14 protein-coding genes and 1 pseudogene are annotated in these 18098 nt (G+C 40.5%); 12 read left to right on the top strand and 3 right to left on the bottom strand.

Features of this window, described 5'->3' with window-relative positions:
- The 6 genes and pseudogenes from ACLR96_RS05070 to ACLR96_RS05045 all read left to right on the top strand — a co-directional run.
- Positions 1-1414, top strand: a 1414-nt coding sequence (locus ACLR96_RS05070; protein WP_412265356.1) for a tagaturonate reductase, incomplete at its 5' end; no start/stop codon positions are given.
- Positions 1401-2855 (top strand): UxaA family hydrolase, encoded by a 1455-nt coding sequence (locus tag ACLR96_RS05065; RefSeq protein WP_177269948.1) that lies wholly within the window; start codon positions 1401-1403, stop codon positions 2853-2855. The genes ACLR96_RS05070 and ACLR96_RS05065, both read left to right, overlap by 14 nt.
- Positions 2852-3514, top strand: a complete 663-nt coding sequence (locus ACLR96_RS05060) for a bifunctional 4-hydroxy-2-oxoglutarate aldolase/2-dehydro-3-deoxy-phosphogluconate aldolase (protein WP_177269950.1) — start codon at positions 2852-2854, stop codon at positions 3512-3514. The genes ACLR96_RS05065 and ACLR96_RS05060 overlap by 4 nt, the downstream gene beginning before the upstream one ends.
- Entirely contained in the window at positions 3507-4529 is a 1023-nt protein-coding gene (locus tag ACLR96_RS05055) for a PfkB family carbohydrate kinase (protein ID WP_412265354.1), read from the top strand. Before ACLR96_RS05060 ends, ACLR96_RS05055 begins: the two co-directional genes overlap by 8 nt.
- A gap of 208 nt (positions 4530-4737) precedes the next feature.
- Positions 4738-5598: pseudogene (locus ACLR96_RS05050) on the top strand (ABC transporter ATP-binding protein); the annotation flags it as partial.
- Positions 5591-6454, top strand: coding sequence for an ABC transporter permease (locus ACLR96_RS05045; protein WP_177269956.1), 864 nt, complete (start codon positions 5591-5593; stop codon positions 6452-6454). The pseudogene ACLR96_RS05050 and the gene ACLR96_RS05045, both read left to right, overlap by 8 nt.
- Here the strand turns inward: ACLR96_RS05045 and ACLR96_RS05040 are convergent.
- Positions 6427-8265, bottom strand: a complete 1839-nt coding sequence (locus ACLR96_RS05040; RefSeq protein WP_412265351.1) for an FAD-dependent oxidoreductase — start codon at positions 8263-8265, stop codon at positions 6427-6429. The genes ACLR96_RS05045 and ACLR96_RS05040 overlap by 28 nt on opposite strands.
- Before the next feature lie 166 nt (positions 8266-8431).
- On the opposite strand from ACLR96_RS05040, the gene ACLR96_RS05035 reads away from it, so the two are divergent.
- From ACLR96_RS05035 to uraA, 6 genes are all read left to right on the top strand, one after another.
- Positions 8432-8641, top strand: a complete 210-nt coding sequence (locus ACLR96_RS05035) for a TOBE domain-containing protein (RefSeq protein WP_177268815.1) — start codon at positions 8432-8434, stop codon at positions 8639-8641.
- A gap of 203 nt (positions 8642-8844) precedes the next feature.
- Entirely contained in the window at positions 8845-9810 is a 966-nt protein-coding gene (locus ACLR96_RS05030; protein WP_177268813.1) for an MBL fold metallo-hydrolase, read from the top strand.
- A gap of 20 nt (positions 9811-9830) precedes the next feature.
- A complete protein-coding gene (locus ACLR96_RS05025) occupies positions 9831-10559 on the top strand; it encodes a metallophosphoesterase (protein ID WP_177268811.1) in 729 nt (242 codons plus the stop codon).
- Positions 10560-10591: 32 nt separating this feature from the next.
- Entirely contained in the window at positions 10592-12289 is a 1698-nt protein-coding gene (locus tag ACLR96_RS05020; RefSeq protein WP_177268809.1) for an FAD-dependent oxidoreductase, read from the top strand.
- 134 nt (positions 12290-12423) lie between these two features.
- Positions 12424-14475: an FAD-dependent oxidoreductase gene (locus ACLR96_RS05015; RefSeq protein WP_177268807.1), complete on the top strand. Its 2052-nt coding sequence runs from the start codon at positions 12424-12426 to the stop codon at positions 14473-14475.
- A gap of 187 nt (positions 14476-14662) precedes the next feature.
- Entirely contained in the window at positions 14663-15949 is a 1287-nt protein-coding gene (uraA, locus tag ACLR96_RS05010; protein ID WP_177268805.1) for a uracil permease, read from the top strand.
- Between the two features lie 92 nt (positions 15950-16041).
- Here the strand turns inward: uraA and ACLR96_RS05005 are convergent, their stop codons facing one another.
- Both ACLR96_RS05005 and ACLR96_RS05000 read right to left on the bottom strand, forming a co-directional pair.
- Positions 16042-16683: an AAA family ATPase gene (locus ACLR96_RS05005; RefSeq protein ID WP_177270675.1), complete on the bottom strand. Its 642-nt coding sequence runs from the start codon at positions 16681-16683 to the stop codon at positions 16042-16044.
- Positions 16684-16720: 37 nt separating this feature from the next.
- The coding region (locus ACLR96_RS05000) for an MDR family MFS transporter (protein ID WP_412265346.1) at positions 16721-18098 on the bottom strand (1378 nt) is incomplete at its 5' end.

Below are 18098 nucleotides of genomic sequence, written 5' to 3'. Positions count from 1 at the left end.
CGGATACCTGCTTGAAGACGGAAAAGAAAAAGTCATTCAGTTCGGCGAAGGTAATTTTCTTCGGGGATTTGTGGATGATTTTATAGATATAATGAATGAAAAATCCGGTTTTGACGCTAAAGTGGCAGTCGTGCAGCCTATACCGGAAGGCCGCGCGTGTATGCTGAATAATCAGGAAGGACTCTATACTCTTTATTTAAGAGGAAGAGAAGGCAATGAAATAAAAGATGAGAGAAGGATTATCAGCTGTATAAGTAGAGGCATAGATCCCTATACAGAGTTTGATTCGTTCTTGGATCTTGCGGCTAATGATGATATTGAATTCATCATTTCAAACACCACAGAAGCAGGTATCATATATGACGAAACATGTTCTCTTCAGGATGAACCGCCTGCTTCTTTTCCGGCGAAACTGACGAGACTGCTGTATGAGAGATTTATGAGAAGCAGCGGAGGAAAAGGATATATTATACTTTCGTGTGAACTTATAGATGATAACGGAAAATATCTTAAGGATGCAGTGTTGAAACACAGCAAGGATTGGGAGTTGGGATCCGAATTCAGAGAATGGATCCATGAGGAAAATATTTTCTGCAGTACTCTTGTGGATCGTATCGTCACAGGATATCCGTCAGAATCGGCAGAAAAACTTCACAGAGAAAACGGATATAAAGATGATTTTCTTGATACAGCTGAATATTTCGGACTATGGGTAATAGAAGGGCCGGATGATATAGGCAGGAGAATTCCTTTTGATAAAGCGGGGCTTCCTGTAATAGTAACAGATGATCATAAACCGTATAAGATCAGAAAGGTAAGGATCCTCAATGGAGCTCATACATCTATGGTTCCGGTGGCATTGTTGTATGGTGAAACAATTGTAAGAGACAGCATGCAGAATGAGGATATAGGAAGATTTGTGAGGGATCTTATTACAGAAGAAGTAATTCCGACTATACCTCTTTGCGGGGATCAGCTCAACAATTTTGCAAGAGATGTTTTTGATCGTTTTGAGAATCCTTTTATAGATCATAAACTTGAGGATATATCGTTAAACAGTATTTCAAAATGGACTGCGAGAGTAAAACCTGCCTTGAAAGATTTTGTCTTTGAGTATGATATTCTTCCGGTACATATAGTATTCTCTTTTGCTGCTTTGATAGCATTTTATAAAAAGGGAAATATTCGGGATTCTAAGGAAGTAATAGAATTTTTTGAAGAAGCCGGAAAATATGATGATAATAAAGAGCTTTTAGAGGATTTCATGGGCAACGAAAAGTTTTTCGGAGAAGATTTGAGGGAGATAAAGAGTTTCGGAGAACTTACGCAACAATATCTTGATCAGATAGAGCAGATGGGTATGAAAGAGGCTTTGAGGCTGTTTCTCAAGGAGCAGAATAATGGAATGGATTAAGATAGATGATAGGGATAATGTAGCCGTTGCACTTTCTGATATAGAGAAAAACCAACCTGTCCCAAAGGGTCATAAATTTGCTCTTTGCAGTATCGGCAAAGGAGATAGGATAATAAAGTACGGAGCTCCCATCGGTGTTGCCACAGAGGATATAGCTGAAGGAGACTGGGTACATACACATAATATCAAGACATTATTAGATCAGGAAAGCAGATATGTATATGAGAAAAAGGGTGCTTTAAAAGAAATATCACAAAGCCATTCTGCTTCTTTTCAAGGGTACAGAAGAAAAAACGGAAGCTGCGGTATAAGAAATGAGATATGGATAATCGCTACAGTAGGATGTGTCAATTCGGTAGCAGATGATATAGCGTATCAGATGCGTGAAGAGGCAGCTGAATATACTGATGGTATTATTGTCATAAAGCATCCGTACGGATGTTCACAGATGGGAGAAGATCAGGAGGCTACATTAAAAGTGCTTTCTCAGCTGGCAGCGCATCCTAATGCAGGAGGGGTGCTCATGCTGGGTCTTGGGTGTGAGAATTGTAATTTCAGCGAACTTGGGAAGGTTTTCTCTAAAGAACAGATGGGCGACAGAGACAGAATAAAATGGCTGAAGTGTCAGGATGTAAGCGATGAAGTAGAAGAAGGAAAAAAAATGGTCCGGCAGCTTATTTGTTATGCCGGGAAATTCAGGAGGCAGAAAATAAATGCTGATGAGCTGATAGTTGGGCTTAAATGCGGAGGTTCTGACGGACTTTCGGGGATAACGGCAAATCCTCTTGTGGGAAAGTTTTCTGACAGGCATTGCGGCAGAGGCGGAAGCGTAATACTTACGGAAGTTCCTGAAATGTTCGGAGCAGAGCAGGTTCTTATGAATAGATGCAGAGATAGCGAGGTTTTTGATAAGACGGTCAGTATGATTAATGATTTTAAAGAGTATTACAGGAAAAATGGACAGGTTATATACGAGAACCCATCTCCCGGGAATAAAGCAGGAGGAATAACTACACTTGAAGATAAATCTCTGGGATGCGTACAAAAAGGCGGACATGCTGAAGTCACTGATGTTCTGCGATATGCCTGCCCTGTAAAAGAAAAAGGTCTTTCTCTGCTTGAAGGACCGGGAAATGATCTGGTGGCAGCAACTGCTCTTGCTGTTTCAGGAGCCCACATAGTGTTGTTTACTACGGGCAGGGGAACTCCTTTTGGAGGACCTGTCCCCACCATTAAAATATCGTCTAATCATGAACTGGCTTTTAAAAAGAAAAATTGGATAGACTTCGATGCAGAACGAATTCTGGATGTGGCAAAATATGATGAGATCACAGAAGAACTCGACAGATATATTTTGGATGTGGCATCCGGTAAAAAAAGCTGCAGTGAGGAGAAAAATTATAGAGATATAGCTATTTTTAAGCGAGGTGTGACATTATGAATGAGAATTATGAGCATATATCATCACAAATAAGTCGTATTGGTATTGTTCCTGTAATAAAGCTTGAAAAGACTGAGAATGCAGAGAAGCTGGCAAGAGCATTGAGTGACGGTGGTGTACCGGTAGCCGAAGTGACATTCAGGGCGGCGGGAGCGGATAAAACCATTAAAACCATGAGAGAAAGTTGCCCTAATATGCTTGTGGGAGCAGGAACAGTATTGTCTATAGAACAGGCAAGACAGGCTTGTGCGGCAGGTGCACAGTTTATCGTTAGTCCGGGATCTAACAGTGATGTGATTGAATATTGCATCAGTATTAATATGCCTGTATTTCCCGGGTGTCTTACACCTACTGAAATAGAGAAGGCTATGAGCTATGGATTGAAAATTATAAAATTCTTTCCCGCTGAGCAGTTTGGAGGGATAAAGACTATAAAAGCTTATGCTGCTCCATACCAGGGAATCAGATTTATGCCTACAGGTGGAATCTCTCTTGACAATCTGTCAGATTATATGTCAAGTAAAGAAGTGGCAGCGTGCGGAGGCTCATTTATGGTGAAGAAGGATATGCTTGATAACGAAAAATGGAATGAAGTGACAGTTCAGTGCAGGAGAGCTGTAGAGATCATAGAGAAAGTGAGGAGCAGAAACAATGGCTAAAATAGTAACATTCGGAGAGATAATGCTGCGTTTGAAACCTGAGGGATATCTCAGATTCTTTCAGAATGATAAAATGGAGGCTACATTTGGCGGAGGAGAAGCAAATGTTGCTGTTTCTCTTGCTAATTTTGGCATGGATACAGCTTTTGTAACAAAGCTGCCTGACCATGATATAGGTGAATCAGCAGTGAGAAGTTTGGCTTATTTCGGAGTAGATACAAGTAAGATATCAAGAGGGGGAGACAGAGTAGGGATATATTATCTTGAGACGGGAGCATCCCAGCGGCCGTCAAAAGTAATATATGACAGAGCAGGATCATCTATAGCTTCTGCCGGGAAAGGAGATTTTGACTGGGAGGATATTTTTAACGGTGCAGAATGGTTTCATTTTACCGGAATAACTCCGGCTCTTGGGGAAAATGTCGCAGAATTATGTGAGGAGGCGTGTGCAGAAGCCAAAAAACAGGGACTTACTGTACGCTGCGATCTTAATTTCAGAAAGAAATTATGGAGCAGTGAAGAAGCATGCAGAGTTATGGGCACACTCATGCGTTATGTGGATGTATGTATAGCCAATGAAGAGGATGCGGAAAAAGTATTCGGCATCAAAGCTGAGGGGACTGATGTGACAGGCGGGAAACTGAATCACGACGGATATGTTTCAGTAGCTCGGCAGCTGAAGGAACGATTTGGCTTCAAGTATGTGGCTGTTACTTTGCGTACTAGCATATCAGCCAGTGATAATAAGTGGGCGGCTATGCTGAGTGCTGAAAACGACACATATTTTTCAAAACAATATGATGTACGTATAGTAGATCGTGTAGGAGGAGGCGACAGTTTCGGAGCAGGTCTAATATATGGTCTTTACAGCGGTATGAAGGATAAAGATGCTCTTGAGTTTGCAGTTGCTGCATCATGTTTGAAACATTCTATAGAAGGAGATTTCAATAGAGTTTCTGTAGATGAAGTAAAGACTCTGGCAGAAGGCGACGGAAGCGGAAGAGTGCAAAGATAGGAAACAGTAATTCAATAATAAACAGACAGAGAAGACTTTGCAGGTCATAATCCTCCCCATCAAATGGCTTGCGGGTCTTTTTCTTTACGGTGAATCATATTATTTAAATGTAATTTTACGTTCACAATATGATCTTAGAGAGGGGAAAGAGCCAATGGCGCAGGCTATACAAGTATATGGACTTAAAAAGTATTACGGGAAAAATAAAGCTGTGGACGGTATCAGTTTTACTGCAGATGAAGGAGAGATGCTGGCTGTTTTAGGCCCCAATGGAGCCGGAAAATCTACTACTGTAGATATTTTATGTACATATAAGGAGCCTGATGGCGGACTTGTATTTATAGATGATATGATTTTGGGAGAAGATAACAGAGCGATAAGAAAAAAGATAGGCGTTGTTTTTCAAAACGGAGTCTTAGATGAATATCTTACTGTGGCTGAAAATTTTTGTCTGAGGGGCAGGTTTTATGGCTTAAGAGGCAAGAGCTTGGAGGAAAAGATAAGAAAAATATCAGAATCGGCAGGCGTATACCATTTGCTGGACAGAAAGTACGGTATATTGTCCGGAGGTCAGAAGAGAAGGTGTGATATAGCAAGAGCATTGATTAATGATCCGAAAATTTTATTTCTTGATGAGCCTACGACAGGACTTGATCCACAGATAAGAAAGTCTATATGGGATATGATAAATTCTGTAAGGCGTTTAAAGAATATGACTGTAATACTGACTACTCATTATATGGAAGAAGCTGCAGGAGCCGATAAGATCATAGTTATGAAGAAAGGACATATAGAGGCAGAAGGAAGCCCGGGAGAACTTAAATCACGATTTTCTTCTGACAGATTGATCTTGACTGCGGCAGATGATTTTATACTTAAACATACTCTTGATAGTAGGGGAATAAAGTATAAGATTCAAAGTAAAAATTTTGTATTGGAGATAGGCAGCACATTGGAAGCATTGGAATTATTAAAAGTTTGCAGAGGAAGGTTTACGGATTTTGAAGTGCTGAAAGGCAATATGGATGAAGCTTATATAGCTATTATCGGGAGAAAAGCACATGATTAGTTTCTGTATGAGGAATTTAAATATTTTTTTTAAAGACAGGGCAGCAGTGATGCTGTCATTTTTAGCAGAGATAATAATTGTTCTTCTTTATATACTTTTTCTTCGAGATAATTTGCTTGGCAGTCTTTCCGGATCGGAGGATATAGAGTTAATAACAGATGCATGGATGGTATCAGGAATTTTAGCGATAACTTCAGTAACAACAACTATGGGAGCTTATGCAGTTATGGTGGAAGATAAGATGAAACGTATAGATAAAGATTTCATAACTTCACCCGTAAATGAAACAGGAATACTTGGAGGTTATATATTATGTGCAGTCATAATAGGGATAATCATGACGCTTCTTTTGCTTATGGTATCGGCGGCGTACATAGAAATAAGATATGACAGAAATATAATATCAGGCAATGAAATGAAGCTGCTGTTTGTTATATTGCTGACTACTTTTGCAAATTCCTCTGTTGTCATGTTCTTCGTTTCTTTTATCAGAAACAGTAATGCACTGGCGGCTGAATGTACTATCATAGGCGCCCTGATAGGCTTTCTGACAGGTATATATATACCTATGGGACAGATGCCTGAATATGTTCAGGCTGTTGTTCAATGTGTTCCTACGGCTCATGGCGCCGTCCTGTTCCGCCGGATATTAACAGAAGATATGATAGATGAAAGTTTTTCTGCCGGCGGAAGTCAGGGGACGGAAGCGTTTAAGGAAATGATGGGAGTGATTTTCTGTAGAGACGGAAGCGTACTGACAATTCGGGGAAGCATTATTTTTATCGTTATTACATCGGTCTTTCTGTTTTTCATTACTATGATGTTTTTTTACGGAAGAAGAAAATTAAACAGATAAGATATTATTGAATGTATTTTTACAGGATCATTTTTTATGCAGTTTTTTTCCCAGCTTTTAGTGAGCCCGTCATCGCTGATATCTGTTATATGGGCTTTGGCAGCTTTGTATGCTCCGTAAAAATTACCGCATGCACATCTTCTCATGATATCCGGTATTATAGTATGATGATCTTTGCAACATGAAGGCTTTTCACAGAGCATGCACTTTGAAGCTTCTCTCATGATATTGGCTTCAGCGGAAGGATAATATCTGTATATATCATCTTTTTCTATAGGAGCTTTTAATATATCTACATAATTTTTCATACCGGGTTTCCATTTGTAAAGCTCAGATTTCGTTTCTTTTAAGATGACATTTGCAGCTGCGATAGCTGATGCTGTTACTGCAGGGGTGCCTGTTCCCATAACGGTAGATTCTCCGCAGCATAACAGACCATGCCATTTTGTTTTTATATGCTGACGTTTCAGCATGTGTTGACCAAGCATTTGCTTGGGGCCTGCAACAGCTCCTCCCGGTTTCATCGTATATCTTTCAATGGTCTTAGGGGTGGCTATTTCGTGGAAGATAAGTGCGTCCCTGAACCCCGGGAAACGTTTTTCGATTACATTCAATATTCGTTCTGTTTCAATTTCTTTTAGACTTTCATAGCGGTCTGTGTCATTCCAGTTTTTAAAACTGGGGCCTATGGCTATGACAGTATGATGATCAGGATCACATAGGCTGTGGTCGTCTATGCTGAGTATATATAGTGTTATTTCGTTTTCATCGATTTTAGAAGGATCAGAAACCAGCATTTCTATAGGACATGTACTGTCAGGTATGACGGATTTTTGTACTATAGTGTAAAGAACTGTGCTGGGATATGTCGGTTTCATGAGGTTTATTCGATTCTTATCTTCAGCGTTAACCGCAGCTTCCGGAAGCAGATGATTATAAAGATCCCATACTGTTCCCGAGTATATCATGTAAGGTGCATAAAGAATGGTTTTGGTATCTGTTATAACACCTGTGCAGGAATCTTTATCGAGCAGAAGTTTTTTAACATTACAGTTATAGTACATATCGCCTCTGTTTTCCTCAATGATTTTCTCCAGTTTACCCGGAAGAAAGAGGGTGGACCCTGCAGGATAGAAACTTCCGCCTTCATGATTGTCAATGAACATTACTGCAGCTAAAATAGCAGGCGCCTCTGATACCGTAGCATAACAGTAAGTAGACGTAAGTTTGTCAAAGAAATTGAATATTTTAGGATCGGTAAAGTATTTTTTCAGAAGCTGTTCTGCGTTTTTATTTAGATATGACATGAATTTGATATAAGATACGGGATGGTGCAGCAATCCTTTCAGTGCTTCCTTTGGATTAGTCTGATCTGGAGTTGTGTAGGTTGGTGTTCCGCTTATAACGTGACGGTACATTTTTTCCATGTCTTTATAAAATTTTTTTATGTTGGATTTCTGATGCGGGAAAATTTTAGCTAATTCTTCGGTGAATTTTTCTGTATCCGCATGAAATCTGATTTTTTGTCCGCAGTAATTTACGGTATAGAGCAGATCGTGTTTAATCATCTGTATGTTTTCTTCAAGACAGTTGAAAAGAAATCTGTGAGTATTGAATCCTTTTTCTCCGAATCCGTAAAGCATGGCTGCGCCTTGATCGAAGATGGCGTCTTTTCTTTTGAAGATTCCGCAGGATCCGCCCGGTGAAGAGCTGTGCTCTACTACAGCTACTTTAAGTCCGCGTTTTGCAAGCAGTGCTGCAGATGACAGACCGGATAGGCCGGCTCCTATTATAATAACATCGTAATTCATTATGACCTCCGAGATAATATTTTTATAGATAATATTATGCCGGACAAAATGTTTAATTCCTTTTTAGACTATGAGTGTTAAAAAGTTGAGGAAATAATATTTTTTTTTGATAATTTGTGATATACTTATCCAAACTATACTATGTAATATACAAGGAGGTAACACGATGAAACTTAGTGCAAGAAATCAGTTGAAGGGTACTATAACAGATATACAAAAAGGAGCTGTAAACGGAATTGTGAAGATTGATATAGGCGGAGGCAATATTGTAAGTTCGACGATTTCCATGACGGCAATAGAAGAGCTGGGTCTGGAGGTAGGCAAGGAGGCATATGCCGTTATCAAAGCCACTTCTGTGATGGTAGCCGTGGACTGATAAACAGCAAAACATATTGAAGAGGGATTTTGAAACGCAGTAGTTTTTCTGCTGCGTTTTAATATGCGGTTTTTTAGAACAAATGAAATAGCTTTTTCTATTGACTGTATCACCTTGCAAAATCATTAAATAATAGATATTATATATGGGTATGCGGATTTTAAATGAAATCGGAAAAGATAATATTTTACACAGGAGGAAATATGTTAACCCAAATAGCAGATAATATATACAGAAAAGTAGTGCCTTTGCCAAATAACCCTCTCAGGGAAATAAATGCCTACATAATAACAGGTGAAAAGAATCTTCTCATAGACACAGGTTTTAACAGACCTGAGTGTGAAGAGGCGCTGAGAAATGCTTTTGATGAATTAGGTATAGAAAAAACGGATGTATTCATCACCCATCTGCATTCCGATCACTGCGGACTGGTACCTAAATTTGCAAAGGAAGAAAGCATTATATATTCAGGGGAAACTGACGGAGAGTTGATGAATTTTGAGGCAGGCAATCTTTATTGGAAAATACTGGATGATATGTTTTTAAAATTTGGATTTCCGAAAGCGGAATTCGGAAGGAATACAGACATACACCCGGGAAGAAAGTATGTTCATGACTGTAAGATAGATTTTACATATGTTGCTGAAGGCGATGTGTTGGAATATGGAGGATATAAGCTTAAAGCTGTAGAAACTCCGGGACATACCCCAGGACATATGTGCCTTTATGATGAGGAAAAGAAAATATTGTTTTGCGGCGATCATATACTGGGGACCATAACACCTAACATAACTATAGAACTCAGTGCAGATAACCCCTTGCAGGATTATCTGGACAGTCTTGCCAAGGTTGAAAAGTTGGATGTGAAGATGCTTTTGACGGCTCACGGAACACCTGTGGAAAATATGTACGATCGCATAAAGGAGCTTTATAAACATCACGAAGACAGATTGGCAGAGGCTGTTTATATTCTGGGAGACCAGTGGAAGACACCGTATGAGGTGGCGAGAGATATGACATGGGAGATAGAGTGCAGAAACTGGGAGGAATTCCCGGCACCGCAGAAGTGGTTCGCTACCGGGGAGGCTATTTCGCATCTTCAGTATCTATATTATTCCGGGAAGATATCGCGCGAGGAAAGAAACAGTATATACTACTATCATAAGTAAGAAGCAGGTTGAATAAAAGTATGACAGGATGTACGACAGGAAGAATTTTTATAACAGGAGACAAACATGGATCTTTCATTCCGTTTTTCGGACTTCATGAAAAAGGTCAAATGAGAGACACAGATATTTTAATAATTGCAGGAGATGCCGGATATGTTTGGAACGAAGATTATATTTACAAAGCGGATACGCTGCAGCAGCTGTTTCCGGGAACAGTGGTTTTCATAGATGGAAATCATGAGAACCATGTGTTACTTGCCGGAATGGATATAGTAAGATGGAATGGCGGACGTGCTCATAAAGTTTCAGATCGTGTGTATCATTTGATGAGAGGTGAGATATATTCAGTTTACGGGAATAATATTTTTGTTTTCGGAGGAGCGCGTTCCAATGATATAGACAGAAGGACAGAAGGACAGACTTGGTGGAAACAAGAAGAACCGACTCTTGAAGAAATAGGGTACGGAAGAAAGCAGCTTATGGAGAACCTTCATGAGATAGATTATGTGATAACTCATGAGACGCCTCTTTTTGCCAGAGAATTTATTTCAAGGCTAAAAGAAATAGAATATGATTATCATCTGCCTGAGATATTTGAGGACTGGTATGAGATCGTGTCAGAGGGCAGAAGATTTCAGAAATGGTACTTTGGGCATATGCATGTGGACCAGCTTATAACTCCGAAGCTGCGGGCTCTTCACAATGATATCTTGCAGATAGGGGAGGAAACGCCTGTTAGATGGGCGTAAGGATATAAAACAGGAGGTTTTAAAGAGGTATAATGAAAGTAGTTATTGTAGGAGGCGTCGCAGGAGGCGCTACGGCAGCCGCAAGAATAAGAAGGCTTGATGAAGATGCCAAAATAGTTGTGTTTGAGAGAAGTGGATTTGTTTCGTATGCTAATTGCGGGCTTCCGTATTATGTAGGAGGTGTCATCAAAAATCCATCGGAGCTGACACTTCAGACACCTGAGAGTTTTTGGAAACGTTTTAAAATAGATGTAAGAGTTCTTCATGAAGTCGTTTCTATAGATGTTAAAGAAAAAACTGTTTCGGTAAAGAACCTCAATACAGGACAGGTTCGAGTCGAGTCATATGACAAATTGCTGCTTTCGACGGGAGCTATGCCCACAAAACCGCAGATGCAGGGTACGGACAGTCATAATGTGTTCACATTGAGAACAGTTGAAGATACTTTTAATGTGAAGAGGTTCGTAGAATTGAAAAAGCCCGGAAAAGTTCTTCTTGCAGGAGGAGGATATATAAGCCTTGAGCTGGCTGAGAATCTTGCAGCAAAAGGTATAGACGTAACGATTGTACAGAGACCTGACCAGCTGCTGGCTCCGCTGGATAAAGACATGGTTTGTGCGATACACGGAAAGCTCAGGGATAAAGGAGTAAATATAAGACTTAAAAGTTCAGTGGAGAAATTGCAGCATGAGAATGGTAAAATAAAAGCCATACTCAAAGATGATGAACCTATTGAAGCTGATATGGTGATTTTAGCTATGGGAGTAACCCCAGATACGATTCTTGCTAAGAAGGCCGGTCTTGAGCTGGGAATTAAGGGAAGTATAGTTGTGAATGAGTTTATGGAGACTTCCGAAACTGATATTTATGCGGTGGGAGATGCCGTACAGGTAAAACATGTTGTTACGGGTGAAGCTGATCTTATTTCTCTGGCCGGTCCTGCTAATAAACAGGGGCGTATAGCTGCAGACAATATATGCGGAGGTCACAGCATTTATAAAGGGTCGCAAGGATCTTCAGTGATCAAAATTTTTGACCTTACTGTAGCTATGACAGGGATCAATGAGAAAAAGGCGCAGAAACTGGGTATAGATTATGACAAAATAATTCTTTCTCCTTTATCTCATGCGGAATATTATCCGAAAGCTACAACAATGACTATGAAAGTCATATATGAAAAATCTTCTTTGAAACTTCTCGGAGCACAGATAATAGGCCATGATGGAGTGGATAAACGTATTGATGTTCTGGCTACTGCCATAAATGTCGGGCTTACGGCAGTGCAGTTAAAAGATTTGGATTTGGCATATGCTCCTCCGTATTCATCGGCGAAGGATCCCGTAAATATGGCCGGATTCATGATAGAAAATATTTCAAAGGGACTGGTGAAGCAGTTGCATCCGGATGATATAGATGAGCTTAGGGAAAGAAATGATGTGATTTTGCTGGATACAAGGACTGAGAAGGAATATAATGAGGGCCATGCAGATGGTTTTGTGAATATTCCTGTGGATGATTTGAGAGAGAGGTTAAATGAACTTGATAATACAAAAAAGATTTGTGTAATGTGTCAGACGGGACTTCGCAGCTATATAGCATGCAGGATCCTTTCGCAGACAGGCTTTGACTGTTATAATTTTTCCGGCGGATACAGATTTTATGAAATGATTGAAAAAGATGCCTGTGCTTTCGGAAGAGCATATCAGTGTGGGATGGATAGGAAACAGTAGTAAATAATTGAATAAATATTATAAAGCTATTGGAAATAGATGTAAAGTGCGTTAAAATATATACAGCAGGACAACAATGAGCATGACAGGCCTGCGCCATAATATTCTTAGATAGAATTCGAGGGAGAGTAACTATGAAGAAAGAGTATGAAGCGTTATTTACACCCTGGAAGATCGGAAACTGTGAAATAAAAAACAGGATTGTCCAATGTTCCATGGGAGGTACATCCATATTTGGATGGATGGAGCCCAATCATTTTGACAAGGAGGCTGCTAATTTTCTGTTGGAGCGAGCAAAGGGCGGTGCCGGACTTATCCTTCCGGGCATTGCGCCTATCCGCGATACCTTTTTCGGAAAATGGCTGTATCAGGGCAAAGGGAAATTTGAAGAGCTGAAGGAATTCATGGAGGAGTTTCATAAAACCGGGTGTAAACTGTTTATACAGCTTACAGCAGGCTTCGGGCGTTCAATGGCAGTAAATGATCTTATGGAGAAGGTTTACTGTAACAAGGTTCTCAGAAAGATCGGAAAACCTATAATAGATGTGGATTACCTCTGTGCCAGTGCTTCGCCTAACCCTAACAGATGGACAGATAAGGTGCCTTCCAGAGCTTTGACCGTAGATGAAATACATGAGATGGTGGAAGCTTTTGCAAGAATTTCAAAGATGTGCAAGGATGCAGGCGTAGATGGAATAGAAGTACATGCCGTGCATGAGGGATATCTTCTGGATCAGTTCACTATGAAGTATACTAATCAGCGTACTGATGAATATGGAGGATCATTTGAGAACAGATATCGCTTCCCTGTAGAAATCGTAAAGGCTATAAAAGAATCCTGCGGTGATGACTTTCCTGTTTCTCTCAGATATTCAGTGGTTTCAAAGACAAAGGGTTTCAGGCAGGGAGCCTTGCCGGGAGAAGAATATATTGAAGTCGGCCGTGATATGGCTGAGTCAGAAATGGCAGCTAAATACCTTCAGGATGCAGGATATGATATGCTTAACTGTGACAACGGTACATATGATGCGTGGTATTGGGCGCACCCGCCTGGGTATATGTCTGATAACTGTAACCTTGAGTATGTAGAGCATATAAAAGATTATGTAGATATACCTGTTGTATGCGCAGGCAAGATGACTCCGACAGCAGCTGCGGAAGCTATATCGGCAGGTAAGATAGATGGAATGGGAGTTGCGCGGCAGTTTCTTGTTGATCCCAACTGGATACGAAAACTGGAAGAAGACAGAGAAGAGGATATCAAGCCATGTATCAATTGTCATAATGCATGTTTTACAATGGCTTCATATGAAGGCGTGGGGAATATACAGGATATGGAAGACACCAAGGGAATGGCCAGATGTGCTTTGAATCCGAGAACTATGCAGTCTAAAAAATATAAACTTGTAAAGACTGCTTCTCCTAAGAAAGTTGCAGTTATAGGCGGAGGCATAGGCGGCATGGAGTCGGCTATGGTATTGGCTGCCAGAGGACATCAGGTAACTCTCTATGAGAAGTCCGATAAACTCGGTGGTATATTTATCCAGGCTTCAGCACCTTCCTTCAAAGATAAAGACAGACAGCTCATTGAATGGTACAGACGTATGATAGAAAAGGTCAATGTTCAGATAGTAATGAACACAGAAATCAGCGATATACAAGCTCTTGATGCAGATGAAGTGGTTATAGCTACAGGTTCTGAAGCAAAGAAGCCTCCTATTATAGGAATCGAGAAGGCTATGCAGGCTACGGAATATCTATCGGGAGCAGAGACCGGAGATAATGTGCTGATAGTAGGAGGCGGACTTACAGGTTGTGAGATAGCTTATGATCTGATTCTTAAAGGAAAGAAACCGTCTATAGCAGAGTCCATGAACGATTTGATATGCGCTAAAGGGGTCTGTCTTGCCAATTCATCGTTTCTCAGAGAGATGATGGCATATAAAGATGTTCCTGTTTATCTCAACACGAAAGTATGTGAGATAAAAGATTCATCAGCTGTTTTGGAAGATGAGGACGGCAGACTTACGGAAATCTCGGCAGATACGGTGATCTATTCTGTCGGATATACGCCTAAGCCGCTACATCAGAAATCTAAGGGAGTACATCTTGTAGGAGACTGCAACAGTGTAGGAAATCTGCGAACGGTAATATGGCGCGCGTGGGATGTATGCATGAAAATATAATCTGAATATATAAAAGAAAAAGCAGATAGTAATTTTTTGCTATCTGCTTTTTCTTTTAGCTGATAAACAAAATACAGAAAAATATGACAACGGTAATTTTTTTGTTTTTATGATATAATGAACGGCAGATATTAAATAATTAAAAGTTATAGTTCGTTTGTTATTCATTTATTATCAGGAGAGGAAAATGTCTAAAGAAAACAAGGAAAAGAAAATCATTGAGATCGGTGAGAAGCCTCCTATAGGCAAATGGATCCCACTGAGCATACAGCATACTTTTGCAATGTTCAGTGCATCTGTATTGGTTCCGATTCTCTTTGGCATTCCGGCTTCTATCGTTCTTCTTATGAACGGAGTCGGCACGCTGCTGTTTATTTTTATAACGAAGGGAAGGGCGCCTGCTTATCTGGGATCGAGTTTTGCGTTTTTGTCACCGGGGTTCATTGTAATCGGCAGCATGGGGTATCAGTATTGTCTCGGAGGCTTTATAGTCGCAGGTGCTATATTTGCTGTGGTAGCCATAATAATCAAGTTCGCCGGTGTAAACTGGATTGATGCAGTACTGCCTCCTGCGGCGATGGGACCTATAGTAGCATTGATAGGTCTTGAATTGGCAGGGTCAGCAGCCAGCAACGGAGGAATTATAAGTTCCGAAGGAGCTGCAATAGATCCTAAGTTTGTCTTTGTGTTCATATTTACTTTAGCTCTGGCGGTTATAGGACAAGTTGTATTCAGAGGGTTTGCTTCTGCCATAGCTATACTGATAGCCATCGTTACTGGATATGTACTGGCAGTTATAATGGGGCTTGTGGATTTTTCACCTGTTACAGATGCCAGTGTGTTTGAGCTTCCTGCGTTTATGGCTCCTAAATTCAGTTTGAGTGCAGTAATTATAATAATTCCGGCTTCTCTTACTGTTATTTCGGAACACATCTCACATCAGATTGTAACAAGTGAGATAGTTGGAAGGGATCTTCTCAGAGATCCCGGTCTTCACCGTTCGCTTCTGTCGGATGGTATTTCGACCATGCTGTCAGGACTGTGCGGATCAGTACCGACAACTACTTACGGAGAAAATATCGGAGTAATGGCGGTAACTAAAGTTTACAGTGTATGGGTTATCGGGGGAGCAGCCGTATTTTCTATACTGCTTTCTTTCTTCGGTCAAGTCAGCGCTCTCATAAGTACTATACCGGGACCTGTAATGGGAGGCATAAGTTTTCTACTTTATGGTATGATTGCGGCATCAGGTATCAGGCTGCTTGTAGATAAGAGAGTGGATTATTCAAGACCAAGGAATCTGGCAATGACGGCAGTTGTTTTTGTTGTAGGTCTTTCGGGAGCGGCTATAAAGATTGGAGAAGTAGAGCTCACCGGTATGTGTCTTGCTACGATAGTAGGTATCGTGATGGGCCTTGTGATGTTCATCATAGATAAATGCGGATGGGCAAATGACACTGAAGAGAATGCTTAAATCGGTATTTAATAAAAACAAAATCCCCGCATACAGATAATTTTAATCTGTATGCGGGGATTTTGTTTTTATTTGTGAGCTTGTTACGGGTATTATTTTAATTCAGGGAATCTGGAAGTTATATAATATATCAGTATGTTGAGGATCTCCTCGTCAGAAAAAGGCGTAGTATCAAGAACGAAGTCGTATTGTCTGAGATCCAGCCATTTTTTGCCTGTGAAAGTATGATAATACTGAGCTCGCTCTCTGTCTTCTTTTTCTATATCATGTATGACTTTTTTTCTGGAAAGTTTTTTATCAAAAGTTCTTTCCAGACGTTCTATACGTCTGTCCATTTCTGCCTGAAGAAAGATACTGGTATGCTTTTCATAATGTCTGAAAAGATATGGAGCGCATCTGCCGATAATGACACACGGCCCCTGCTGTACAGAATCACGCATTATCTGGGTCTGAGTTTTAAAAAGCTGCTCACTTGTAGGAATATACCATTCTTTGGCGATATAGGGCATTTCGTATGCTGCTGATCTGGCCATGGCAGTGAGAGCCGAAATATTTTTCTCATCTACCATCTCAAGATTTTCTTCATCGGCATCCATGATATCTGCAGCTCTCACCAGGATTTCTTTATCGATATAATGAAAGCCAAAGTGGTCGGCGATAGCCTTTCCCATATCAGAACCTCCGCTTCCCAATTGTCTTCCTATTGTTATTACATGATTTTGGATATTCATCATATTTCTCCTTTTCTTTAATTATATCATTTATTATGGTTTAATCGCAAAAAATATCGTCATCATGTTTTGTACGTTTTACGAAAATGACAGCTATCAGCAGAGCTATGGCGCCGAGACCTGTGGCTGTACCGAATGCTGCATGCATTCCGCTCAGAGTTGAATTTATGACTCCTGAGCTTTGATTCATGGAAGTTACAGTAGTCATAATGGTTATGAGTATAGCTGTTCCGATGGAACCTGCTATCTGCCTTGCTGTGTTATTTATGGCGCTTCCGTGAGCAATCATTTTATTTTCGAGAGCATTAAGGCCCCAGGTGTTAATAGGCATATTTACCATGGCCAGACCAAACAGTCTGACTGTATATATAAGACAAATGGTTGTAAATGTCCATGTTTCGTCCATGAAAATAAAGAATCCGGTGAAAAATGTCAGAAGGCTGAGTCCCAGTATAGATATCCCTCTTGGCCCGAATCTGTCGAAGAGCCTTCCTGTGATAGGACTCATAACTCCCATTAGAAGGGCTCCCGGAAGCATTACCAGCCCCGACTGCATTGCTGTGAACTGAAGTACATTCTGAAGATATATAGGAGTGATTATAGTACCTGCAATCAGTGCGGCATTTACAATCATACTTATAATGGTAGAATATCTAAATTCTTTCGTTTTAAGTATTTGCAGTTCAAGAAGAGGTGTATGTAATTTAAGCTGTCTTCTGATAAAAATTATCAGGAAACCTATACCAAGTATAAGAGTAACTATTGTTATCGGATGTATCCATCCATAGCTTCCGGCTATGCTGAACCCATACAGAAGTCCGCCGAATCCCACAGTAGAGAATATAACCGAAGGCACATCAAGTTTCGTGCGGTAAGTATCTCCCACATTTTTGAGCAAAAAGAATGAAACTATGATGATAATAACTGCGAGAGGAACGATCAGAAGAAAAATACTGTTCCATCCCCAGCTATCTACGACCCATCCTGAAAGGGTAGGCCCGATAGCAGGCGCAAATGCTATAACAATACCTATGGTACCCATGGCAGCGCCTCTTTTTTCTTTTGGAAAAAGTAACAGTATGACAGTCTGTATCATAGGCATGAGAATGCCTGCAGCCATTGCCTGTAATATTCTGGCAATAAGAAGGAGCGTAAAATTACCGGCAAGCCCCGCTACAGCTGTTCCGGCGGCAAACAGTGTCATTGAACTGAGAAAAAGTTGTCGAGTAGTAAATCTGTTGATGAAATATGCTGTTATAGGTATCATAATACCGTTAACTAACATGAATGCCGTTGTCAGCCATTGTCCTTCAGTAGCAGTTATTCCCAGATCAGCCATTATACTCGGCAACGCCGGTGAAAGGACTGTCTGGTTGAGTACCGCCAGAAATACACCTGAGATCATGACGGCAATGATC

This window comes from Lentihominibacter sp. (assembly GCF_046951855.1).
GTDB classification, from domain to species: domain Bacteria; phylum Bacillota; class Clostridia; order Peptostreptococcales; family Anaerovoracaceae; genus Lentihominibacter; species Lentihominibacter hominis.
This window is presented reverse-complemented; position numbering and strand designations above follow the sequence as displayed.

Excerpts from the sequence above, each read along its gene's own strand:
- ACLR96_RS05065 (WP_177269948.1), top strand. The coding sequence starts at position 1,401 with ATGGAATGGATTAAGATAGATGATAGGGATAATGTAGCCGTTGCACTT.
- ACLR96_RS05060 (WP_177269950.1), top strand. The coding sequence starts at position 2,852 with ATGAATGAGAATTATGAGCATATATCATCACAAATAAGTCGTATTGGT.
- ACLR96_RS05055 (WP_412265354.1), top strand. The coding sequence starts at position 3,507 with ATGGCTAAAATAGTAACATTCGGAGAGATAATGCTGCGTTTGAAACCT.
- ACLR96_RS05045 (WP_177269956.1), top strand. The coding sequence starts at position 5,591 with ATGATTAGTTTCTGTATGAGGAATTTAAATATTTTTTTTAAAGACAGG.
- ACLR96_RS05040 (WP_412265351.1), bottom strand. The coding sequence starts at position 8,265 with ATGAATTACGATGTTATTATAATAGGAGCCGGCCTATCCGGTCTGTCA.
- ACLR96_RS05035 (WP_177268815.1), top strand. The coding sequence starts at position 8,432 with ATGAAACTTAGTGCAAGAAATCAGTTGAAGGGTACTATAACAGATATA.
- ACLR96_RS05030 (WP_177268813.1), top strand. The coding sequence starts at position 8,845 with ATGTTAACCCAAATAGCAGATAATATATACAGAAAAGTAGTGCCTTTG.
- ACLR96_RS05025 (WP_177268811.1), top strand. The coding sequence starts at position 9,831 with ATGACAGGATGTACGACAGGAAGAATTTTTATAACAGGAGACAAACAT.
- ACLR96_RS05020 (WP_177268809.1), top strand. The coding sequence starts at position 10,592 with ATGAAAGTAGTTATTGTAGGAGGCGTCGCAGGAGGCGCTACGGCAGCC.
- ACLR96_RS05015 (WP_177268807.1), top strand. The coding sequence starts at position 12,424 with ATGAAGAAAGAGTATGAAGCGTTATTTACACCCTGGAAGATCGGAAAC.
- uraA (WP_177268805.1), top strand. The coding sequence starts at position 14,663 with ATGTCTAAAGAAAACAAGGAAAAGAAAATCATTGAGATCGGTGAGAAG.
- ACLR96_RS05005 (WP_177270675.1), bottom strand. The coding sequence starts at position 16,683 with ATGATGAATATCCAAAATCATGTAATAACAATAGGAAGACAATTGGGA.